The organism is Cellulophaga sp. RHA_52, assembly GCF_007827205.1.
Lineage (GTDB): Bacteria > Bacteroidota > Bacteroidia > Flavobacteriales > Flavobacteriaceae > Cellulophaga > Cellulophaga lytica.
The window spans coordinates 3,065,875-3,083,576 of sequence record NZ_VIRZ01000001.1; the positions used below are offsets into that span (position 1 = coordinate 3,065,875).

Annotated in this window: 17 protein-coding genes and 1 other RNA gene; 13 read left to right on the forward strand and 5 right to left on the reverse strand. The window is 30.3% G+C overall.

The features are described 5' to 3' along the window. Nucleotides 1–61 precede the first annotated feature (61 nt). Nucleotides 62–159: signal recognition particle sRNA small type (gene ffs / locus JM80_RS13560), an RNA gene on the reverse strand. An 88-nt stretch (nucleotides 160–247) separates the two neighbouring features. On the opposite strand from ffs, the gene JM80_RS13565 reads away from it, so the two are divergent. The 7 genes from JM80_RS13565 (at nucleotide 248) to JM80_RS13595 (ending at nucleotide 7,000) form a co-directional block, all read left to right on the forward strand. Further along, on the forward strand, nucleotides 248–1,300 hold the full coding sequence (locus tag JM80_RS13565) for a glutaminyl-peptide cyclotransferase (RefSeq protein WP_144710560.1): 1,053 nt from the start codon (nucleotides 248–250) through the stop codon (nucleotides 1,298–1,300). A gap of 3 nt (nucleotides 1,301–1,303) precedes the next feature. Continuing rightward, nucleotides 1,304–1,696 carry a thioesterase family protein gene (locus tag JM80_RS13570; RefSeq protein ID WP_013622222.1) on the forward strand — a complete coding sequence of 131 codons (393 nt, stop codon included), beginning with the start codon at nucleotides 1,304–1,306 and terminating at the stop codon, nucleotides 1,694–1,696. A gap of 460 nt (nucleotides 1,697–2,156) precedes the next feature. After that, the gene (locus tag JM80_RS13575; RefSeq protein WP_013622221.1) at nucleotides 2,157–2,888 is read left to right on the forward strand and encodes a LytTR family DNA-binding domain-containing protein; all 732 of its coding nucleotides are present in this window, start codon (nucleotides 2,157–2,159) and stop codon (nucleotides 2,886–2,888) included. Nucleotides 2,889–3,026: 138 nt separating this feature from the next. Continuing rightward, nucleotides 3,027–3,443, forward strand: coding sequence for a hypothetical protein (locus tag JM80_RS13580; RefSeq protein WP_034644643.1), 417 nt, complete (start codon nucleotides 3,027–3,029; stop codon nucleotides 3,441–3,443). 90 nt (nucleotides 3,444–3,533) lie between these two features. After that, complete coding sequence (locus tag JM80_RS13585; protein WP_013622219.1) at nucleotides 3,534–5,513, forward strand: sensor histidine kinase; 1,980 nt, start codon at nucleotides 3,534–3,536, stop codon at nucleotides 5,511–5,513. A 23-nt stretch (nucleotides 5,514–5,536) separates the two neighbouring features. Beyond that, entirely contained in the window at nucleotides 5,537–6,202 is a 666-nt protein-coding gene (locus JM80_RS13590; RefSeq protein ID WP_013622218.1) for a response regulator, read from the forward strand. A 153-nt stretch (nucleotides 6,203–6,355) separates the two neighbouring features. Further along, the gene (locus JM80_RS13595) at nucleotides 6,356–7,000 is read left to right on the forward strand and encodes a hypothetical protein (RefSeq protein ID WP_013622217.1); all 645 of its coding nucleotides are present in this window, start codon (nucleotides 6,356–6,358) and stop codon (nucleotides 6,998–7,000) included. Between the two features lie 57 nt (nucleotides 7,001–7,057). On the opposite strand, the gene glyA is transcribed toward JM80_RS13595, so the two are convergent. After that, complete coding sequence (gene glyA, locus JM80_RS13600; RefSeq protein WP_013622216.1) at nucleotides 7,058–8,329, reverse strand: serine hydroxymethyltransferase; 1,272 nt, start codon at nucleotides 8,327–8,329, stop codon at nucleotides 7,058–7,060. Between the two features lie 111 nt (nucleotides 8,330–8,440). Between glyA and fahA the strand changes: the two genes are divergently transcribed. Both fahA and JM80_RS13610 read left to right on the forward strand, forming a co-directional pair. Then, nucleotides 8,441–9,724 (forward strand): fumarylacetoacetase, encoded by a 1,284-nt coding sequence (gene fahA / locus JM80_RS13605; protein WP_013622215.1) that lies wholly within the window; start codon nucleotides 8,441–8,443, stop codon nucleotides 9,722–9,724. A gap of 218 nt (nucleotides 9,725–9,942) precedes the next feature. After that, entirely contained in the window at nucleotides 9,943–11,127 is a 1,185-nt protein-coding gene (locus JM80_RS13610) for a hypothetical protein (protein ID WP_144710562.1), read from the forward strand. Nucleotides 11,128–11,188: 61 nt separating this feature from the next. Here JM80_RS13610 and ytxJ read toward each other — a convergent pair whose 3' ends face one another. Continuing rightward, nucleotides 11,189–11,581, reverse strand: a complete 393-nt coding sequence (ytxJ, locus tag JM80_RS13615; RefSeq protein ID WP_013622213.1) for a bacillithiol system redox-active protein YtxJ — start codon at nucleotides 11,579–11,581, stop codon at nucleotides 11,189–11,191. 168 nt (nucleotides 11,582–11,749) lie between these two features. On the opposite strand from ytxJ, the gene clpB reads away from it, so the two are divergent. From clpB to JM80_RS13630, 3 genes are all read left to right on the forward strand, one after another. Next, nucleotides 11,750–14,338, forward strand: coding sequence for an ATP-dependent chaperone ClpB (clpB, locus tag JM80_RS13620; RefSeq protein ID WP_144710564.1), 2,589 nt, complete (start codon nucleotides 11,750–11,752; stop codon nucleotides 14,336–14,338). A 100-nt stretch (nucleotides 14,339–14,438) separates the two neighbouring features. After that, a complete protein-coding gene (locus JM80_RS13625) occupies nucleotides 14,439–15,035 on the forward strand; it encodes a TetR/AcrR family transcriptional regulator (protein ID WP_013622211.1) in 597 nt (198 codons plus the stop codon). A 120-nt stretch (nucleotides 15,036–15,155) separates the two neighbouring features. After that, nucleotides 15,156–15,701, forward strand: a complete 546-nt coding sequence (locus tag JM80_RS13630; protein ID WP_144710566.1) for a phosphoglycerate mutase family protein — start codon at nucleotides 15,156–15,158, stop codon at nucleotides 15,699–15,701. Here the strand turns inward: JM80_RS13630 and JM80_RS13635 are convergent. Then, a complete protein-coding gene (locus tag JM80_RS13635; protein ID WP_255436806.1) occupies nucleotides 15,688–16,425 on the reverse strand; it encodes a DUF6503 family protein in 738 nt (245 codons plus the stop codon). The two genes, JM80_RS13630 and JM80_RS13635, sit on opposite strands and share 14 nt — an antisense overlap. 85 nt (nucleotides 16,426–16,510) lie before the next feature. On the opposite strand from JM80_RS13635, the gene smpB reads away from it, so the two are divergent. After that, on the forward strand, nucleotides 16,511–16,972 hold the full coding sequence (gene smpB, locus JM80_RS13640) for an SsrA-binding protein SmpB (protein WP_034644707.1): 462 nt from the start codon (nucleotides 16,511–16,513) through the stop codon (nucleotides 16,970–16,972). Here smpB and JM80_RS13645 read toward each other — a convergent pair. Next, complete coding sequence (locus tag JM80_RS13645; protein WP_013622207.1) at nucleotides 16,969–17,610, reverse strand: protein-L-isoaspartate(D-aspartate) O-methyltransferase; 642 nt, start codon at nucleotides 17,608–17,610, stop codon at nucleotides 16,969–16,971. The genes smpB and JM80_RS13645 overlap by 4 nt on opposite strands. Nucleotides 17,611–17,702: the final 92 nt, after the last annotated feature.

Genomic DNA, 17,702 nt, shown 5'->3' on the forward strand with positions numbered 1-17,702 from the left:
GCAAATTAACAAATAAATAAAGGATAGTGGAAATTATGCTTTGCTAAATTTAGCGCATAAAAAAAGGCAAGCTACCTACATCGCACCGCTCAACCGCGTACCCTTGCTGCGTTCCCACCCTGGGGGATTAAGCAGGAGCTGGTCGTGTAGGACTTGCCGGGTGCAAATATACAATCTTTTAAATTTTTCGCAATCATTTTTCATTCTAATTTTAATTAAATACCTTGCTAATACTAATACCATTATTATGAAAACACTTAAGTTTTTAACTTACAGCGCAATAACAATATTATTAATTTCTTGTGGAGGAGCAAATACACCTGCTTCTAAGTTATTTGAAATACAAATAACCGGTAAAAAAGCAAAATTTCATCAAAATGAAACTGTAGATATTACTGTAAAAAACAAAAAAAACAAAACTATTAATGCCGTTTCGTATACTTTAGATGGTGAAAAAGTTAATGTTAAAGACAATAAATTAGTCTTAAAAACAGAAAAAGTTGGCAAAAAAACTGTTACAGCAGAAATTACCTATGATGATGATACCGTTGTAGAAGTTTCAAAAAAAATAACCGTGTTTGCAAGTACCGCTCCTAGTATATACACTTATGAAATTTTAAATGAATATCCGCATAACCCAAACTACTTTACACAGGGTCTGGAGTTTTATAAAGACACCTTGTATGAAAGTACTGGTAAAAGAGGAAAATCTGTTTTAGTAAAGTTAGATTATAAAACTGGTACTATTTTTAAAGAGCACAAATTAAAGGATACTCAGTTTGGAGAAGGCATTACTATTTTAGACAACAAAATATACCATTTAACATGGCAAAGTAATATTGGTTTTGTTTACAACGCAGATACTTTTAAAGAAATAGATCAATTTACATACGGAAAAAGTAAAGAAGGCTGGGGATTTTGTAATGATGGTGAAAAACTATATAAGAGTGATGGTTCTGAAAAAATTTGGACACTAAATGCAGAAACTTTAATAGAGGAAAGTGCTATTGAAGTGTACACAAATAGTAAAAAACTAATTAAAATTAATGAGCTAGAATATGTAGATGGAAAAATTTACGCTAATACTTGGCAATCTGGGCAAGATGTAGCAGTTATAATAAATCCAAACAGTGGTATAGTAGAAGGCATAATTAACTTTAACGGTTTAAAGGATAAAGTTACCAAAACTGATAATGTAGATGTTTTAAATGGTATTGCTTACAACCCTACAACAAAAACGTTTTTTGTTACTGGTAAAAACTGGGATAAAATGTTTGAAGTTGCCCTTATAAAAAAATAACGTTTGAAAGTATATCACAAAACTATTACCGTAACTAAGGATGATTTAGATGATTTAAATCACGTTAATAATGTCAGGTATTTGCAATGGGTACAAGATATATCTAAAGAACATTGGCAAGCCTCTGCAAGTAAAGAGGTCCAAGACAACCATATGTGGGTAGTTAGCACTCACTATTTAGAATACAAATCTGCTGCGGTATTAAATGATGTTATTGAATTAAAAACCTATATAAAAAAATCAGAGGGAGCCATATCTATACGTATTGTAGAAATGAAAAATGCAAAAACCAATAAACTTATACTAAAATCTAAAACAGAATGGTGCCTCTTAAACTCTAAAAGCTTACGCCCTATTCGTGTATCTGAAAAAATAAAGAATATTTTTATTGACTAATATGCTATTATTTTAGCAACTTTTATACCTTATTATATATGGCCTTATTTACTAACTTAAATAAGTAACAAAATAATATGATACCTTTTTTTTATTCATAAGTATACACATCAGCTTTATATACAAAAGCTCTCATAACTTACTAAGTAATTACACGTATAAGGATAATATAAAAAAAGTACCCTCTAAACTACTTACATGTAAATTTAGTTTCTAATTTACTTCTACAGCTATCCTTAAAAACACATCAAAACTAATCTTATATATAAACTACAAATAATAGAGGTTAGAAATACAGATAAAACAATAAGCTAATTTATTTTCTTTTCTATTTGTAAGATAATACATCTAATTAGCAAGAAAACGAACATTTTAACACTTAAAACCACAAAAAATTAGAGGTTTACCTATAATCAATATTGCTTATGTATATGTAATTTTATACAAGAGAACATTTGCAATGAATTATTCATATACAATTATAGGAAACTCTGCTTCTTCTAATTTACAGCTTCAGTATTATTTAGAAGAGTACAAGGATTTTATGTGCGTAAATATTTCAGAAAATTCTAATACTGCATTAAACAGTATACTTAAGTATGGTCCCGACATCATTTTTATAGATCTTCAAAAAAATGCTTTAGAGTATTTTCAAATGGTTTCAGATTTACATCAATACATAAATCAAATTCCTTTAATTATAGGTGTAAGCAAAAATAAAGAATATGCGTATGAGGCAATCAAAAATGGTTTTTTTGATTATTGGTTGCTACCATATAATGAGTTTGATATTAGAAAAGCTGTTTTTAAAATTAGAAAGCAAACTCCCAAAAAAGAAACTTCACCAACATTATGCCTTCAATCATATAAAGATTACCAATACATAGAAACATCAGATATATTATACCTTAAAGCAGACAATAATGCTACAGATATATACCTTAATAGTGGTAAAAAAGTAAGCGCCTTTAAAACTCTTAAGACTTTTGAAAACAAACTACCTGAAAACTTTATAAGAATTCATCAAAGTTACATTATAAATAGCACATATGTATCTGGCATTAATTATGGTAAAAATGTCTGCGTTATTAAAAAGAGCGATGTTAAACTACCATTTTCAAAATCATACAAACAAAAAATAGATATTATTAAAAATAAGATAAGCAAAAATACAATTTCTACTCAGAATTGAACAAAAACTAACAAAACCACCCCAAACACTAACAGATATATGACTTACACTAATAGATATAATTTCTTACTTATACAGACAGTAAATAATTATAATTTAGCAAAGCAATAAAAATATATTTAACCAAAAAAAATGATTATGAAAAATTTAATTAACCTACTTGTATTATTTATCTTTAGCCTATTATTATTCTCTTGTGATGTAGACAGTGCATCTGATGACGCTTTATATGAAAATATTAATGCTACTGATGATGATGAAGTTGAATTTCCAAAAGGTAGTGGCGGTGAAGTTGGTACTGATGACGATGAAGTTGAATTGCCAAAAGGTAGCGGCGGTGAAGTATCTACTGATGACGATGAAGTTGAATTGCCAAAAGGTAGCGGTGGTGAAGTTAGTACTGATGATGATGAAGTTGAATTTCCAAAAGGTAGCGGCGGTGAAGTTGGTACTGATGATGATGAAGTTGAATTGCCAAAAGGTAGTGGTGGTGAAGTTAGTACTGATGACGATGAAGTTGAATTGCCAAAAGGTAGTGGTGGTGCAGTAGACTAAAAACTTAAAAAAAATAAAAATATTTTAAAGCCTTAAATTTAACATTTAAGGCTTTTTTTATACCTTGGGGTATTTAAAAACCCAATCTACGTGCAAAAATTATATACGCTACTTATTATTACGGTATTACTATTTTCTTGTAATCAAAAAAAGGAGAAGCAACAGCTTGTAGAAGTTACAAAGCATCAACAAAAAACAAAAGATACTACAAACCTTTTGCAACATAAAAAGGATTCTGTTTACAGAAGACAACTACACTCACTTGCATACACTTATTTAACACAAGACGACTCCTTAAATTTCAGAGAAACCAATAAAAAAGTAATGGAGTTATCTCTAAAACAAAAAGACTCTACATTATTAGCTTATGCTTATTGGGATCTGGGATATTTTTTCCACGAAAAATTAAAAGTAGACAGTAGTTACGTTTACTACTTAAAAGCACAAAACATTTTTGCTCTTCAAAAAAAGAAGAAAAAAGAAGGTACAGTTCTTCAATCACTCTCTATTTTACAATCACATGTAAAAGATTATAGAGGTAGTGAAATATCTACCATAAAAGCTATTGAATTATTTGATGATGTTGAAGACTCAGATTTAGAACTATATAGTTCATACAACAATTTAGGATCAGTTACTAATGCACTAAAAGAACATGATAGAGCTTTAGAGTACTATAATAAAGCACTAGAATATTACAAAAAGATTAAACCTAAAAGTAAAATAAATACAACCTTAGTAAACAATATTGCTAATGTATATAGAGATAAAGAAGATTATGATAATGCAATAGAAAACTATGAAAAAGTGTTAGCCGTAGACAGTTTGTATGAAAAAAAAGCATTATTCTACGCTAAAGTTTTAGACAACCTAGCCTATACTAAGTTAAAAATTAAAGATACAATTAATGTAGAAAAACAATTAATACGCGCCTTACAAATTAGAGATAGCTTAGGAGACAACACAGGATTAGCTATTAGTCATTATAATTTAGCGGAGTTTTACATTTTAAAAAAGGATACTTCTAAAGCGTTAGAAAACGCTAAAAAATCTGAAGAGTATTCCTTAGCAAACAAAAACAATAAACGATTATTACAAGCATATGACATTTTAACATCTATAGACCCCATAAATGCAAGTAACTATGCTCATAAATATATTGTTTTAAATGATAGCTTAATTGCAGAGGAGCGTATGATACAAGATAAATTTACTCGTATTAAATATGAAACTGACGAGGTAATTGAAGAAAAAGAAGAATTAGAAGAACAAAAACAAATTCTAATATCTTTTGTAATTGGTGCCCTCCTATTGGCTTTTGCTATTTTTATAATTGGTAGTCAGTATATAAAAAATCAGAAATTAAAATTTGAACAAGAACAGCAAGAAACCAACTTAGAAACATTTAACTTAATGTTAGATCAAAAAGGAAAACTTGCACAAGCCAAACAAGAAGAGCAACTACGCATATCTCAGGAGTTACATGATGGTGTACTTGGCAGCTTAACTGGTATAGGTTTAATTTTAAAAGCCACAAACAAAAGAGCAGATGAAGAAGCAATTGCAGAGCGTTTAGATCTTATAAAGCAATTACAAGAAACTGCAGAAGAAATTAGAACAATATCACATACATTAAGTGCTGCATCATCCAAAAAAATGCAAAACTTTACAAATTCTATTATAGAACTTTTACACAATACCAGTAAAGCATCAAATATAAAAACAAGCTTTACGTTTGATAAAAAAATAGATTGGGATTACTTAAATGCAGAAATTAAAATTAACCTATATAGAATAATACAAGAAGGTGTACAAAACTGTGTAAAATATTCTAAAGCAGAAAACATTTTATTAGATTTAAGTATGAAGAATTCAAATTTATCAGTAATTTTATCTGATGATGGTGTAGGTTTTAACCTCCAAAAGAAAAAAAGAGGTATTGGACTTAAAAATATTTACTCTAGAGCTAATAAAATTAATGCAAACGTTAATATAGAGAGTAAAATTGGTGAAGGAACAAAAATCTACATTACCATACCTGTAGAAGATAAAAAAGTATTTAATTCATAAACCAGATCAAAGTTTAACAAAATATGCGAACCCTAAAAATATTAGCTGTTGATGATCATCAACTTATACTAAAAGGATACCAGTATACATTTGCAGATATAAACCCAGCTAAATATAATATTAACTTAACCACCGCAAATAGCTACCAAGAGGCTAAAAAAATAATTGAAAGTAATATTTTTGATGTTGCATTTTTAGACATACAAATTGAAAAACCAGACAAAGAAAATATTGATGGAAACAAAACTGGAGAACATTTAGGGATGCTTTTAAGAGAGATATCTCCTAAAACAAAAATAATATTTCAATCTTCATTTAGCGACAGTTTGCGAATTAGTAATATATTTTCTTCTGTAAACCCAGATGGCTACATTGTTAAAACAGAAGTTAATGAAGAAGTGATTGAAAAAGCATTAGATAATGTTTTAAATGATAGTACATACTATTCTAAATCTGCCATTGATGTTTTTAGAAAAACAATGACTAACAATATAATGATTAATGAAGATGATAAAGAAATACTATATCGTTTATCATTAGGAATTAAAACAAAAGACTTAGTAGATTACGTTAATTTATCTGTAACAGGTATAGAAACCAGAAAGCGTAAACTTAAATTTATTTTTGATATTGAAAACGAAAATGACCTTGCCTTAATTAACGAGGCAAAAAGGAGGGGCTTTATTTAAAAGAATGTAAGTAGCAACTTACGCTGTTAAAAACTTTAACATTTTTTTGCCCATTTAAGATAATAACCTCAAAAAATCCAAGGTTTACGTATAATCCAAACTCAAAAAATCATCATAGCTTTGTAGTAAGTATAACCACCTACAATTGATACTATGATGTCTAACCCATCGCAATACAATGATATACGTTATTCTAATAATGTCCCAGAGTGTATATTAGAACAACTAGAAATTTTTAGAAACGAACTAGAAAAAGCATATTTTTCTAGAGTTCTTATTAGGATCTTAAACAATAAACCTGATGCTTTTGAAATAGGTATTGAGTTCCAATCTAACTTTTGGCTATCAGAAGGTGTGTGTTTTTACAACAACTCTAATTGGTTAAAAGATAAATTAGATGTAAACTCATCTAGATTAGAGCAATTTTACAAAAGTTTAGAAAAGTTAAGGTGTAATACAGAACAATTTGTAGATATAGCTGAATGTGCTATTTATTTAGCAGATACATCTGTAATTATAAGTAAAGTATGCAACAATAGTATAGTTAATAGCTTAGATGCCATTTTAGATACGTTAGTTACTAATGTAGAATGTTTAATGACTGAAAATTTAGAATTACCTACAGAAATACATTTGCCAATTTTATCTGAAGATAATATAAGCTTAACCAATATAACTGAAAAATCTTACTTTGGATTCTGGGGACTTTATTATGAGTCTGAAGAAGATGCCGTTATTTATGATGTGCGCAACAACAGCACTAATAGAGGTGATCTGTTTATGATAGATCATATATAAAAAATGGAAAACCTGTATAGGTTTTCCATTTTTTTAACGGTTATTATAAGTTTACTATTAATTAAACAATGCTCTACCTTCCATTAGAGCATTTACTTTTTCTCTAACATTTAAAATAACCTCTTCATCTTCTGGGCTATTAATTACAGCATCTACAAAATCTACAATAGTTTGCATATCATCTTCTTTTAAACCACGTGTTGTAATAGCCGCAGTTCCAAAACGGATTCCTGAAGTTACAAAAGGAGATTTATCATCAAAAGGAACCATATTTTTATTTGCAGTAATATCTGCTTTAACTAAAGCATTTTCTGCGTCCTTACCTGTTATATTTTTATTTCTTAGGTCAATAAGCATCATATGGTTATCTGTACCTCCAGAAATTATTTTATAATCTTTTTTAACAAAAGCTGCTGCCATAGCTGCTGCGTTTTTCTTAACCTGAATCATATAATGTAAGTACTCATCTGTTAAAGCTTCTCCAAAAGCTACAGCTTTGGCTGCTATAATATGCTCTAATGGTCCGCCTTGGTTACCAGGAAAAACTGCTAAATCTAATAAAGCAGACATCTTACGTAAATTTCCATTTTTAAGTTTTATCCCAAAAGGATTTTCAAAATCTTTCCCCATCATAATCATTCCTCCTCTAGGACCACGTAATGTTTTGTGCGTAGTAGTAGTAACAATGTGGCAATGTGGCATTGGGTCATTTAATATACCCTTTGCAATTAAACCTGCCGGATGCGAAATATCTGCTAACAACAAAGCACCAACACTATCTGCAATAACTCTAAAACGCTCAAAATCTATATCTCTAGAGTAAGCAGAAGCACCTGCAATAATCATTTTAGGCTTTTCTTTAGTTGCTATTTCTTGTATTTTATCATAGTTTAAAACTCCAGTTTCTTCTTCTACTCCATAAAAAACCGGATTATACAAACGCCCAGAAAAGTTTACAGGAGATCCGTGAGTTAAATGCCCTCCATGAGATAAATCAAAACCTAAAATAGTATCTCCAGGCTTTAAGCACGCATGATATACAGATGCATTTGCCTGTGACCCCGAGTGTGGCTGTACGTTTACATATTCTGCTCCAAAAAGCTCTTTTGCTCTATCTATTGCTAATTGCTCAATTTCATCAACAACCTCACAACCACCATAATAACGCTTTCCAGGATAACCTTCTGCATATTTATTGGTAAGCACAGAACCTGCTGCCTCCATAACTTGTGGACTTGTAAAATTCTCTGAAGCTATTAATTCTATTCCTTCTAATTGACGTTGTTTTTCGTCATTAATTAAATCAAAAATTTGGTTATCGCGTTGCATAGATATTTTATTGCGTTAATAAAGTGTAAAAATACAAATTGAGATTCTTTAATCAGAAGAAAATAATATATTTGAAAAGAAATTTATCAAAAAAAAATTAACACGTACAATATGCCTATAAAAACTAACGATCCTTCAAAAAAATCTTGGATTTCTGTTGATTCTACTTCAGACTTTCCAATTCAGAATATTCCTTTTGGTGTATTTTTAACCAGGGACGATATTATTACCATAGGTACTCGTATAGGAGACTATGCAATAGATTTAGGTGCTCTGCACCAATTAGGGTATTTTGATGGTATACCGTTAACAGATGATATTTTTTTACAAGATTCTTTAAATGATTTTATATCAGACGGTAAAAAAACATGGCGCTTGGTTCGCAACAGAATTAGCGAAATTTTTGATATTAACAATCCTGCATTACAAAATAATGAAGAGCACAAAAAAATTGTACTTTTTACTATGAATGAGGTAGAAATGCAATTACCTGTACAAATTGGTGATTACACAGATTTTTACTCTAGTAAGGAACATGCTACTAATGTTGGTACAATGTTTAGAGACCCTAACAATGCTTTATTACCAAATTGGTTGCATATACCTGTTGGTTACCACGGCAGAAGCTCTACAATTATACCAAGCGGCACTCCTGTACATAGACCAAACGGACAAACATTACCTAAGGGTGAAGAAACTCCTGTATTTGGCCCATCAAAATTAGTAGATTTTGAACTAGAGACTGCTTTTATTACTACAGACGCTAACCTATTAGGTGAACCTATACCTGTTGATGAAGCCGAAGATTATATTTTTGGTATGGTAGTATTTAATGATTGGAGTGCCAGAGATATTCAAAAATGGGAATATGTACCTCTAGGCCCGTTTTTAGCTAAAAACTTTGCTTCTTCAATTTCTCCTTGGATAGTTACATTAGATGCTTTAGAACCTTTTAGAACAGCGAGCCCTGCACAAGAACCTAAACCACTACCCTATTTACAACAAACAGGAGATAAATCTTTTGATATTAATTTAGAAGTAGATATTACACCAGAAAATGGAGAACCTACTACTGTTTCTAAATCTAATTTTAAATACATGTACTGGACAATGGCTCAACAACTTGCTCACCACACCATAAATGGTTGTAAGGTTAATAGTGGTGATATGATGGGTAGCGGAACCATATCTGGTCCAACTCCAGACTCTTACGGATCTATGCTAGAGTTGTCTTGGCAAGGAACTAAACCAGTAGAATTATCTAACGGAGAAACCAGAAAATTTATACAAGATAATGACACTGTTACCTTAAGAGGTTATTGTAAAAAAGACGGTGTGCGTATTGGTTTTGGAGAAGTTTCTACTAAATTACTACCTGCAATATCCATTAAATAATTTACATATACATTTAAAAAATTCCCTTTTAAAGGGAATTTTTTTTGCTCAATAATTATACTATTAATCAAAATATTAGACCATAATTATATTCTAACAAAAAAAATATTACGCTATTACCCCTTGTAAAATATACTATTTAACCACTGTAAGCGTTTTCTCTTTTGTATGTTGGCACGACTATTGAAAACATACCTACAATATTAAATTTAGATGTTATGAAAAAAATTTTACTATTAACCGCAGTATCAATTTTTTTAGCCTCCTGTAGTGGAGTTAAAAAGACTCAAGAAGCAATAAATACAGGTAACTATTTATCTGTAATACAAACTTCTATTAAAAATTTAGCTTCTAATAAAACTAAAAAAAGCAACCAACCATATATCTCATTATTAGAAGATGCATTTAAAAAAAATACAGAAAGAGAATTAAGTAATATTGCCTTTTTAAAGAAAGACGGCAACGCTGCTAACTACGAAAATATTTTTAATGCCTACACACGACTTAAAAATATACAAGAACAAATTAAGCCATTACTACCATTAAGGATAGTAGATGAAAACAGAAATGCAGATTTTAATATTGTTAATTATAATGATAAAATATTGTCTTCTAAAAAACAGTTAGCAGACTATTTATATAGTAACGCTAGTAATTTACTTGCTAACGCAGTGAGCAAAGATGATTACAGAAGAGCATATGATGATTTTAATTATCTAAACGAGTTGAGTCCTAATTATGAAGACAGCAGAATAAAAATTGAAGAAGCACACAACAAAGGAATAGATTATGTTAGAGTAAAGCTTATAAATAGTACAGATAAAATTATTCCGGTACGTTTAGAAGATGATTTACTAAACTTTAATACCTATGGCTTAAATGATTTATGGACAGAGTACCACGCACAACCAATGAGTACTGTTAAGTATGATTATGAAATGGAAGTAGACTTTAGAGAAATAAATATTTCACCAGAACAGATTAGAGAAAAAGAACTTGTAAAAGAGTCTCAAATTAAAGATGGTTACAAATATGTACTAGATGAAGATGGTGAAGTTGTTGTAGATGAAGATGGCAACAAAGTAAAAACAGATAAATTTAAAACTGTAAGGTGTAATTTTTACCAATTTACACAATCTAAGTCTGCGCAAGTAACTGGTGTTGTAAGCTTTATAGATTTAAATACAAGGCAACAAGTAAATACATACCCTTTAGCTAGTCAGTTTGTTTTTGAACACAACTACGCAAATTATAGAGGTGATAAAAGAGCTTTAACAAGTGATTTAATTTCTATGTTAAGCTTAAAATCTGTGGAGTTCCCTACCAACGAGCAAATGGTTTATGATGCTGGTGAAAGTTTAAAGGCCAATTTAAAAAACATTATTATAAGACATAAGTTCTAATAATAAGTTCTAATAATAAGTTCTAATAAAAACGCCCTTGCAAATGCAAGGGCGTTTTTATTTATGAATATTTTTCTAAATCTAAGTCTGTTATAGAACCGTGAGAAGCATCAGCAACCGCAACTCCATTTTTTACAACCAACAATTGTGGTGATTGATGAATTACCTGAAACTTATACCCTGTTTCATTAGAAACTTCTCTGTATTGCAACAAATCTAAGTAGTATAAGTCTGCTTGGTCTTCTGTAAAATTGTATGTATCTCTAAACATTTTTATAACCATACGGCTAATACCACAAGTGGTAGAATGCTTAAAAATAAACTGCGTTTTTGTTTTAGATTTTTCTTCAATATCTTGCAATTGCGCAACAGTAGTTAAGGGTATCCAAGGTAAATCTTTTTCCTCTTTTTTATTTTCTTCCTTACCACCAAATAAACCTGTAAATATTCCCATTATAAATATTAATTTTATAGTTAAGTCGATCTAAAAACACAACCTTACAACTGACTAAATGTCTTGCAAAACCCCGTAAAAACAGTCATTTTGTCTGTATTACTGTTTTGGTAAGGTAATTGTCTTTAACTCCGTAAAAATACTAATACTATAAAATATACAACATATATGAACATTAATAATTTCACAATAAAATCTCAAGAGTCCTTGCAGCAAGCCCAACTGCTAGCTCAGGAGCTTGGCAATCAACAAATAGAAAACGAACATTTATTTAAAGCATTAATTAAAGTAGATGAAAATGTAATGCCTTTTATATTAAAAAAGCTAAATGTAAATGTTGCGTTATTAACACAAATTGTAGACAAAGAATTGCAAAGTTTACCAAAAGTAACAGGCGCAGATATAATGATGTCTCGTGAAGCAGGTAAAACAGTTAACGAAGCTATAATAGTAGCTAAAAAAATGAATGATGAATACGTGTCTACAGAACATTTGTTATTGGCTATTTTTAAATCTAAAAGTAAAATTTCTCAGATCTTAAAAGATCAAGGGGTAACAGAAAAAGATTTAAACGCAGCTATAGCAGAGTTAAGAAATGGTAACAATGTTACATCACAAAGTGCAGAAGAAAATTACAATTCACTTGAAAAATATGCTAAAAATTTAAACAGATTAGCAGATGAAGGCAAACTAGACCCTGTAATTGGGAGAGATGAAGAAATACGAAGAGTTTTGCAAATTTTATCTCGTAGAACAAAAAACAATCCAATGTTAGTTGGTGAGCCTGGGGTAGGTAAAACAGCAATTGCAGAAGGTATTGCACACCGTATTATTCAAGGAGATATTCCTGAAAACTTAAAAGGTAAAATTATATACTCATTAGATATGGGTGCCTTAATTGCTGGTGCAAAATATAAAGGTGAGTTTGAAGAACGTTTAAAGTCGGTTATTAAAGAAGTAACCTCTGCAGATGGTGAAATTGTATTATTTATTGACGAAATACATACACTAGTTGGTGCTGGTGGCGGAGATGGTGCTATGGATGCAGCAAACATACTTAAACCTGCATTAGCACGTGGAGAATTACGTGCTATAGGTGCTACAACTTTAGACGAATACCAAAAGTATTTTGAGAAAGACAAGGCCTTAGAGCGTAGATTTCAAAAAGTAATAGTAGATGAACCAAGTACAGAAAGTTCTATTTCTATATTAAGAGGAATAAAAGAAAAATACGAAGCACACCACAAAGTACGCATTAAGGATGAAGCAGTTATTGGTGCCGTAGAATTATCGCAACGCTATATAACAAACAGATTTTTACCGGATAAGGCTATTGACTTAATGGATGAAGCTGCTGCAAAATTACGTATGGAAATTAATTCTAAGCCAGAAGAATTAGACGTTCTTGACCGTAAAATAATGCAATTAGAAATTGAAATTGAAGCTATTAAAAGAGAAAATGATAAGGATAAGCTAAAAATTTTAAACGTAGATCTTGCTAATATTAAAGAAGAACGTAATGAAATTTTTGCAAAATGGGATAGTGAAAAAACAGTTGTAGATAATATACAACAAGTAAAACAAGATATAGAAAATTATAAGTTAGAGGCAGAACGCGCAGAACGTAATGGTGATTATGGTAAAGTTGCTGAAATTAGATACGGTAAAATTAAAGAAGCCCAAGAAGCATTAGAAAAACTACAAAACACACTTGCAGAGCAACAAAGTAATGGTACTTTAATACAAGAAGAAGTTACCTATGAAGACATTGCAGATGTTGTTGCTAAATGGACCGGTATACCGGTAACAAAAATGCTACAAAGTGAAAGAGAAAAACTATTAGACTTAGAGGCTGTATTACACAAGCGTGTAGTAGGGCAAGAAGAAGCTATAGAGGCTGTAGCTAATGCTATTAGAAGAAGTAGATCTGGTTTACAAGATGCTAAGCGTCCAATAGGCTCATTCTTATTTTTAGGTACAACAGGTGTAGGTAAAACAGAACTTGCTAAAACACTTGCTTCCTACTTGTTTGATGATGAAAATGCTTTAACCAGAATTGATATGAGTGAGTACCAAGAACGCCACTCTGTAAGCAGATTGGTTGGTGCACCTCCTGGGTATGTTGGTTATGATGAAGGCGGACAATTAACAGAAGCTGTAAGACGTAGACCTTACTCTGTTATTTTATTAGATGAAATTGAAAAGGCACATCCAGATACTTTTAATATTTTACTACAGGTTTTAGATGAAGGTAGATTAACAGACAACAAGGGTCGTGTTGCAGATTTTAAAAATACCATTATTATTATGACAAGTAATATGGGAAGCAGTATAATACAAGAAAGTTTTAACACTCATAAAGATGCTACAATAGCTACTGAAGCAGCTAAAACAGATGTGTTAGGCTTGCTAAAAGCAAGTATTAGACCAGAGTTTTTAAACAGAATTGATGACATTGTTATGTTTACACCGTTATCTAAGGATAGCATTAAAAAAATTGTACGTTTACAATTAAACGCGCTTAAAAAACTTGTTGCCGAGCAAAATATTACAATAGATGCTACAGATGAGGCTGTTGGCTTTTTAGCATTAAAAGGCTATGATCCGCAATATGGTGCAAGACCTGTAAAACGTATAATACAAAAAGAAGTACTTAATAATTTATCTAAAGAAATATTATCTGGCAATATTACCACAGATAGCATTGTTTTAATAGATAGTTTTGATGATAAATTGGTATTTAGAAACAATAATTAATATAATTTAATAATAAAAGCAAAAAAGCTTCCTTTATGGAAGCTTTTTTTATGGTTCTATTTTATAGATTTTATATATTCGTAGAAACAACAAATAGCATATGTCCACCAAGGCAGAAAAAACCAAAGAATTTATCATTAAAACTTCTGCGCCAATATTTAGCAAACAAGGCTATGTTGGTACAAGTATGAGTGATATTACAAATGCAACAGGCCTAACAAAAGGCGCTTTATATGGTAATTTTAAAAACAAAGAAGAAATTGCTTTAGCCGCTTTTAACTATAACACTACTAAACTTTTAAATAAAATTGATGAACGCCTAAATATAGAAGGAACATCTTTAGACAAAATATACAACCTTACTAGTTTTTATAGACAATATGCTGTTTTTACATTAGATATGGGAGGTTGCCCAATAATAAATGTTGGTGTAGACGCAGAATACAACAACAAAACACTTTCTAGTGCCGCTAAAGAAATTGTACGCACTATAGAAGGTAAAATTGCTGCTGTTTTAGAAACGGGTGTTAATAATAACGAATTAAAGCTACCTGTAACTCCATTACAATTTGCTAAGCAACTTTATACAATGCTACAAGGTTCTGTTGCAATGGCAACAATAACACAAGACCGAAAGTATCTTTTAAACACTGTAAACTACATTAATCATCTTATAGAAAAAGAGGTTAAACTATAATACTTATAAGCTACTATTTTTAGTAAAATAAAAGGCGTTACAAATACTATTATTGTATACTTTTTTTACAAAAAGTAAGTTATACTATATACAACAACATCAAAATAAATTAGTAAACAGATGAAATTTTTAAAACCTATTCTTTTAATCATACTTTTTACTGTAACACTAGCGTGTAAAAACGATAAAAATAATGCCGCAGATGAAGAAATAAACAATACTGTCTCTACTTTTTATTTTATTAGGCACGCAGAAAAGGATAGATCAAATTCTGAAAATCAAGATCCAGAATTATCTCAAGAAGGCTTAGGTAGATCTATATTTTGGGCAAAGGTTTTTGAGCCTGTTGCATTAGAAGCTATTTACTCTACAGATTACCAAAGAACACAAATGACAGCTGCCCCTACATCTGTACAAAAAGGAATTTCTGTTACCAGTTATGACCCAACTACTATAGAACCACAGCAATTTGTAACAGATAATTATGGTAAAAAAGTTTTAGTTGTAGGCCACAGTAATACTATTCCTAAATTTGTAAATGCTATAATTGGCGAAGAAAAATTTGAACAAATTGATGACTATGATAACAGTGGCTTATTTGTAGTAACAATAATTGGCACACAAGCCACTGCTATTAAACTTAATTTAGATATTAGTAGACAATAATATTATCTAACTCTATTTTAGATAACAATTTCAACTCATTATTCTGGAACATTTTATCTATCTCTAAAATATTCATAGATTCAGATTTAGGTTTGTAGTTTTCATAATCTACAAACCTAATTCCGTTTACATAACGCTCATTGTAAGCTACTCTAAAACGCATACCACCATCATTAACAAAAAACTTATACGCTAAATAATCTGGTTTTGCTGTTTCTTTATTAAACCAATACAAATAAGTATCCTCAAAATCATCACCTCCATTTGCCTTACTAAAAGTAACTTTAACTTTATAGTACTGCTTATTTTTAATTGTAACTTCTCCTAAATATTCTTTTTTAACAGCGGCATCATTTAAACCATAAGGTAAAAGAGCAAAGTAAAAAACTGAATTAATAGCATTATCATATTTACGAGCAGTAGAATCTGCAACTGCAACAACACTATCGTTTACTAAACGTGTAAACTTAGCAGCCTTTACATCTGTAACAATTGTAGAATCTTGTTTAAAAATACGTTTCATTATACGCTTGCCATTTTCTTGCAATAAAACATACTTTTTATTTCTAAAATCAAAAGACATCTTTTTAGTTTTATACAAGCTATCTCCAGAAACGGCTATGGCGTTATCTACAATACTTTGTGCGCTAATTGCTACTTTTTTTTCATTCTTACACGCTGCAAAAGCAATCAGTAATAAGAAAAACATACTTTTTTTAATCATAAAATAAAATCTTTTGTGCATTAGTTGTAATGTTTTTAAAATCTTTACAAAGTTGGTTTAAAATATTCTATTTTTGCACTCTATGATGCAGAAAAAAATCAATATTAAAAATAAAAGAGCTAGGTTTGAGTATGAACTAATTGATACTTATACAGCTGGCTTAGTTTTGTCTGGTACAGAAATAAAATCTATAAGAGAAGGTAAAGCCTCTATAACAGAAAGTTTTTGTGAATTTAATGACAGAAACGAACTTTTTATAATTAATATGCAAGTAGATGAGTACTCTCACGGATCTCATTACAACCACCAACCAAAAGCATCTCGTAAATTACTACTTAACAGAGGAGAGCTTAAAAAACTAGAGAAAGAAGTTAAAAATACTGGTTTAACAATTGTACCGTTAAATATGTTTTTAAATGATAAAGGTTTAGCAAAAATAAACATTGCTTTAGCTAAAGGTAAAAAACTACATGATAAAAGAGACTCTATTAAAGATAGAGACAACAAGAGAAATTTAGATAGAATAAAAAAGAGTTTTAATAACTAGTTTTTATTTTCTAAAAGCGGTACAAATTTAAAAGATCCAAATTCTTGTTTCTCAAACTCTAGCTCAGATTTACGTACAAACAACGTCATTATTTGATCTTCTACACCAACTGGTATAACTAACCTACCTCCTATTTTAAGTTGTGCAAGTAACGGTTTTGGCACTATAGGCGCGCCAGCTGTAACTATAATACCATCAAAAGGAGCTTCCTCTGGATATCCTTTGTAGCCGTCTCCTAAAATTGCTTTTTTAGGTCTAATCCCCATTTTAGGAAAAAATAATTTATTCTTTTTAAACAACTGAGATTGTCTTTCAATAGTATAAACTCTAGCTCCTAATTGCAATAATACCGCAGTTTGGTATCCGCTCCCTGTACCTATTTCTAGTATTACATCATTTTGCTTAACTTCTAACAATTGAGACTGAAAAGCAACAGTATAAGGCTGAGAAATGGTTTGCTCTGCACCAATAGGAAAAGCTTTATCTTGATATGCATGATCTTCAAAACTACTATCCAAAAACAAGTGTCTTGGAACCTTTTTAATAGCTTCAATAACTTTGGTATCTTCAATACCTTTTTCTATTAAAATGTTAGCCAAAAGATTACGTTTACCACGATGTTTTAAGGTGTCTTTCAAGAGTAAAAATGGGTTTGGTTTAGGTTACAAATTTAAGAATAAAAACAAGATCTAAAGGCAAAAATAGGCAGTAGATATAAAATAAAAATAAG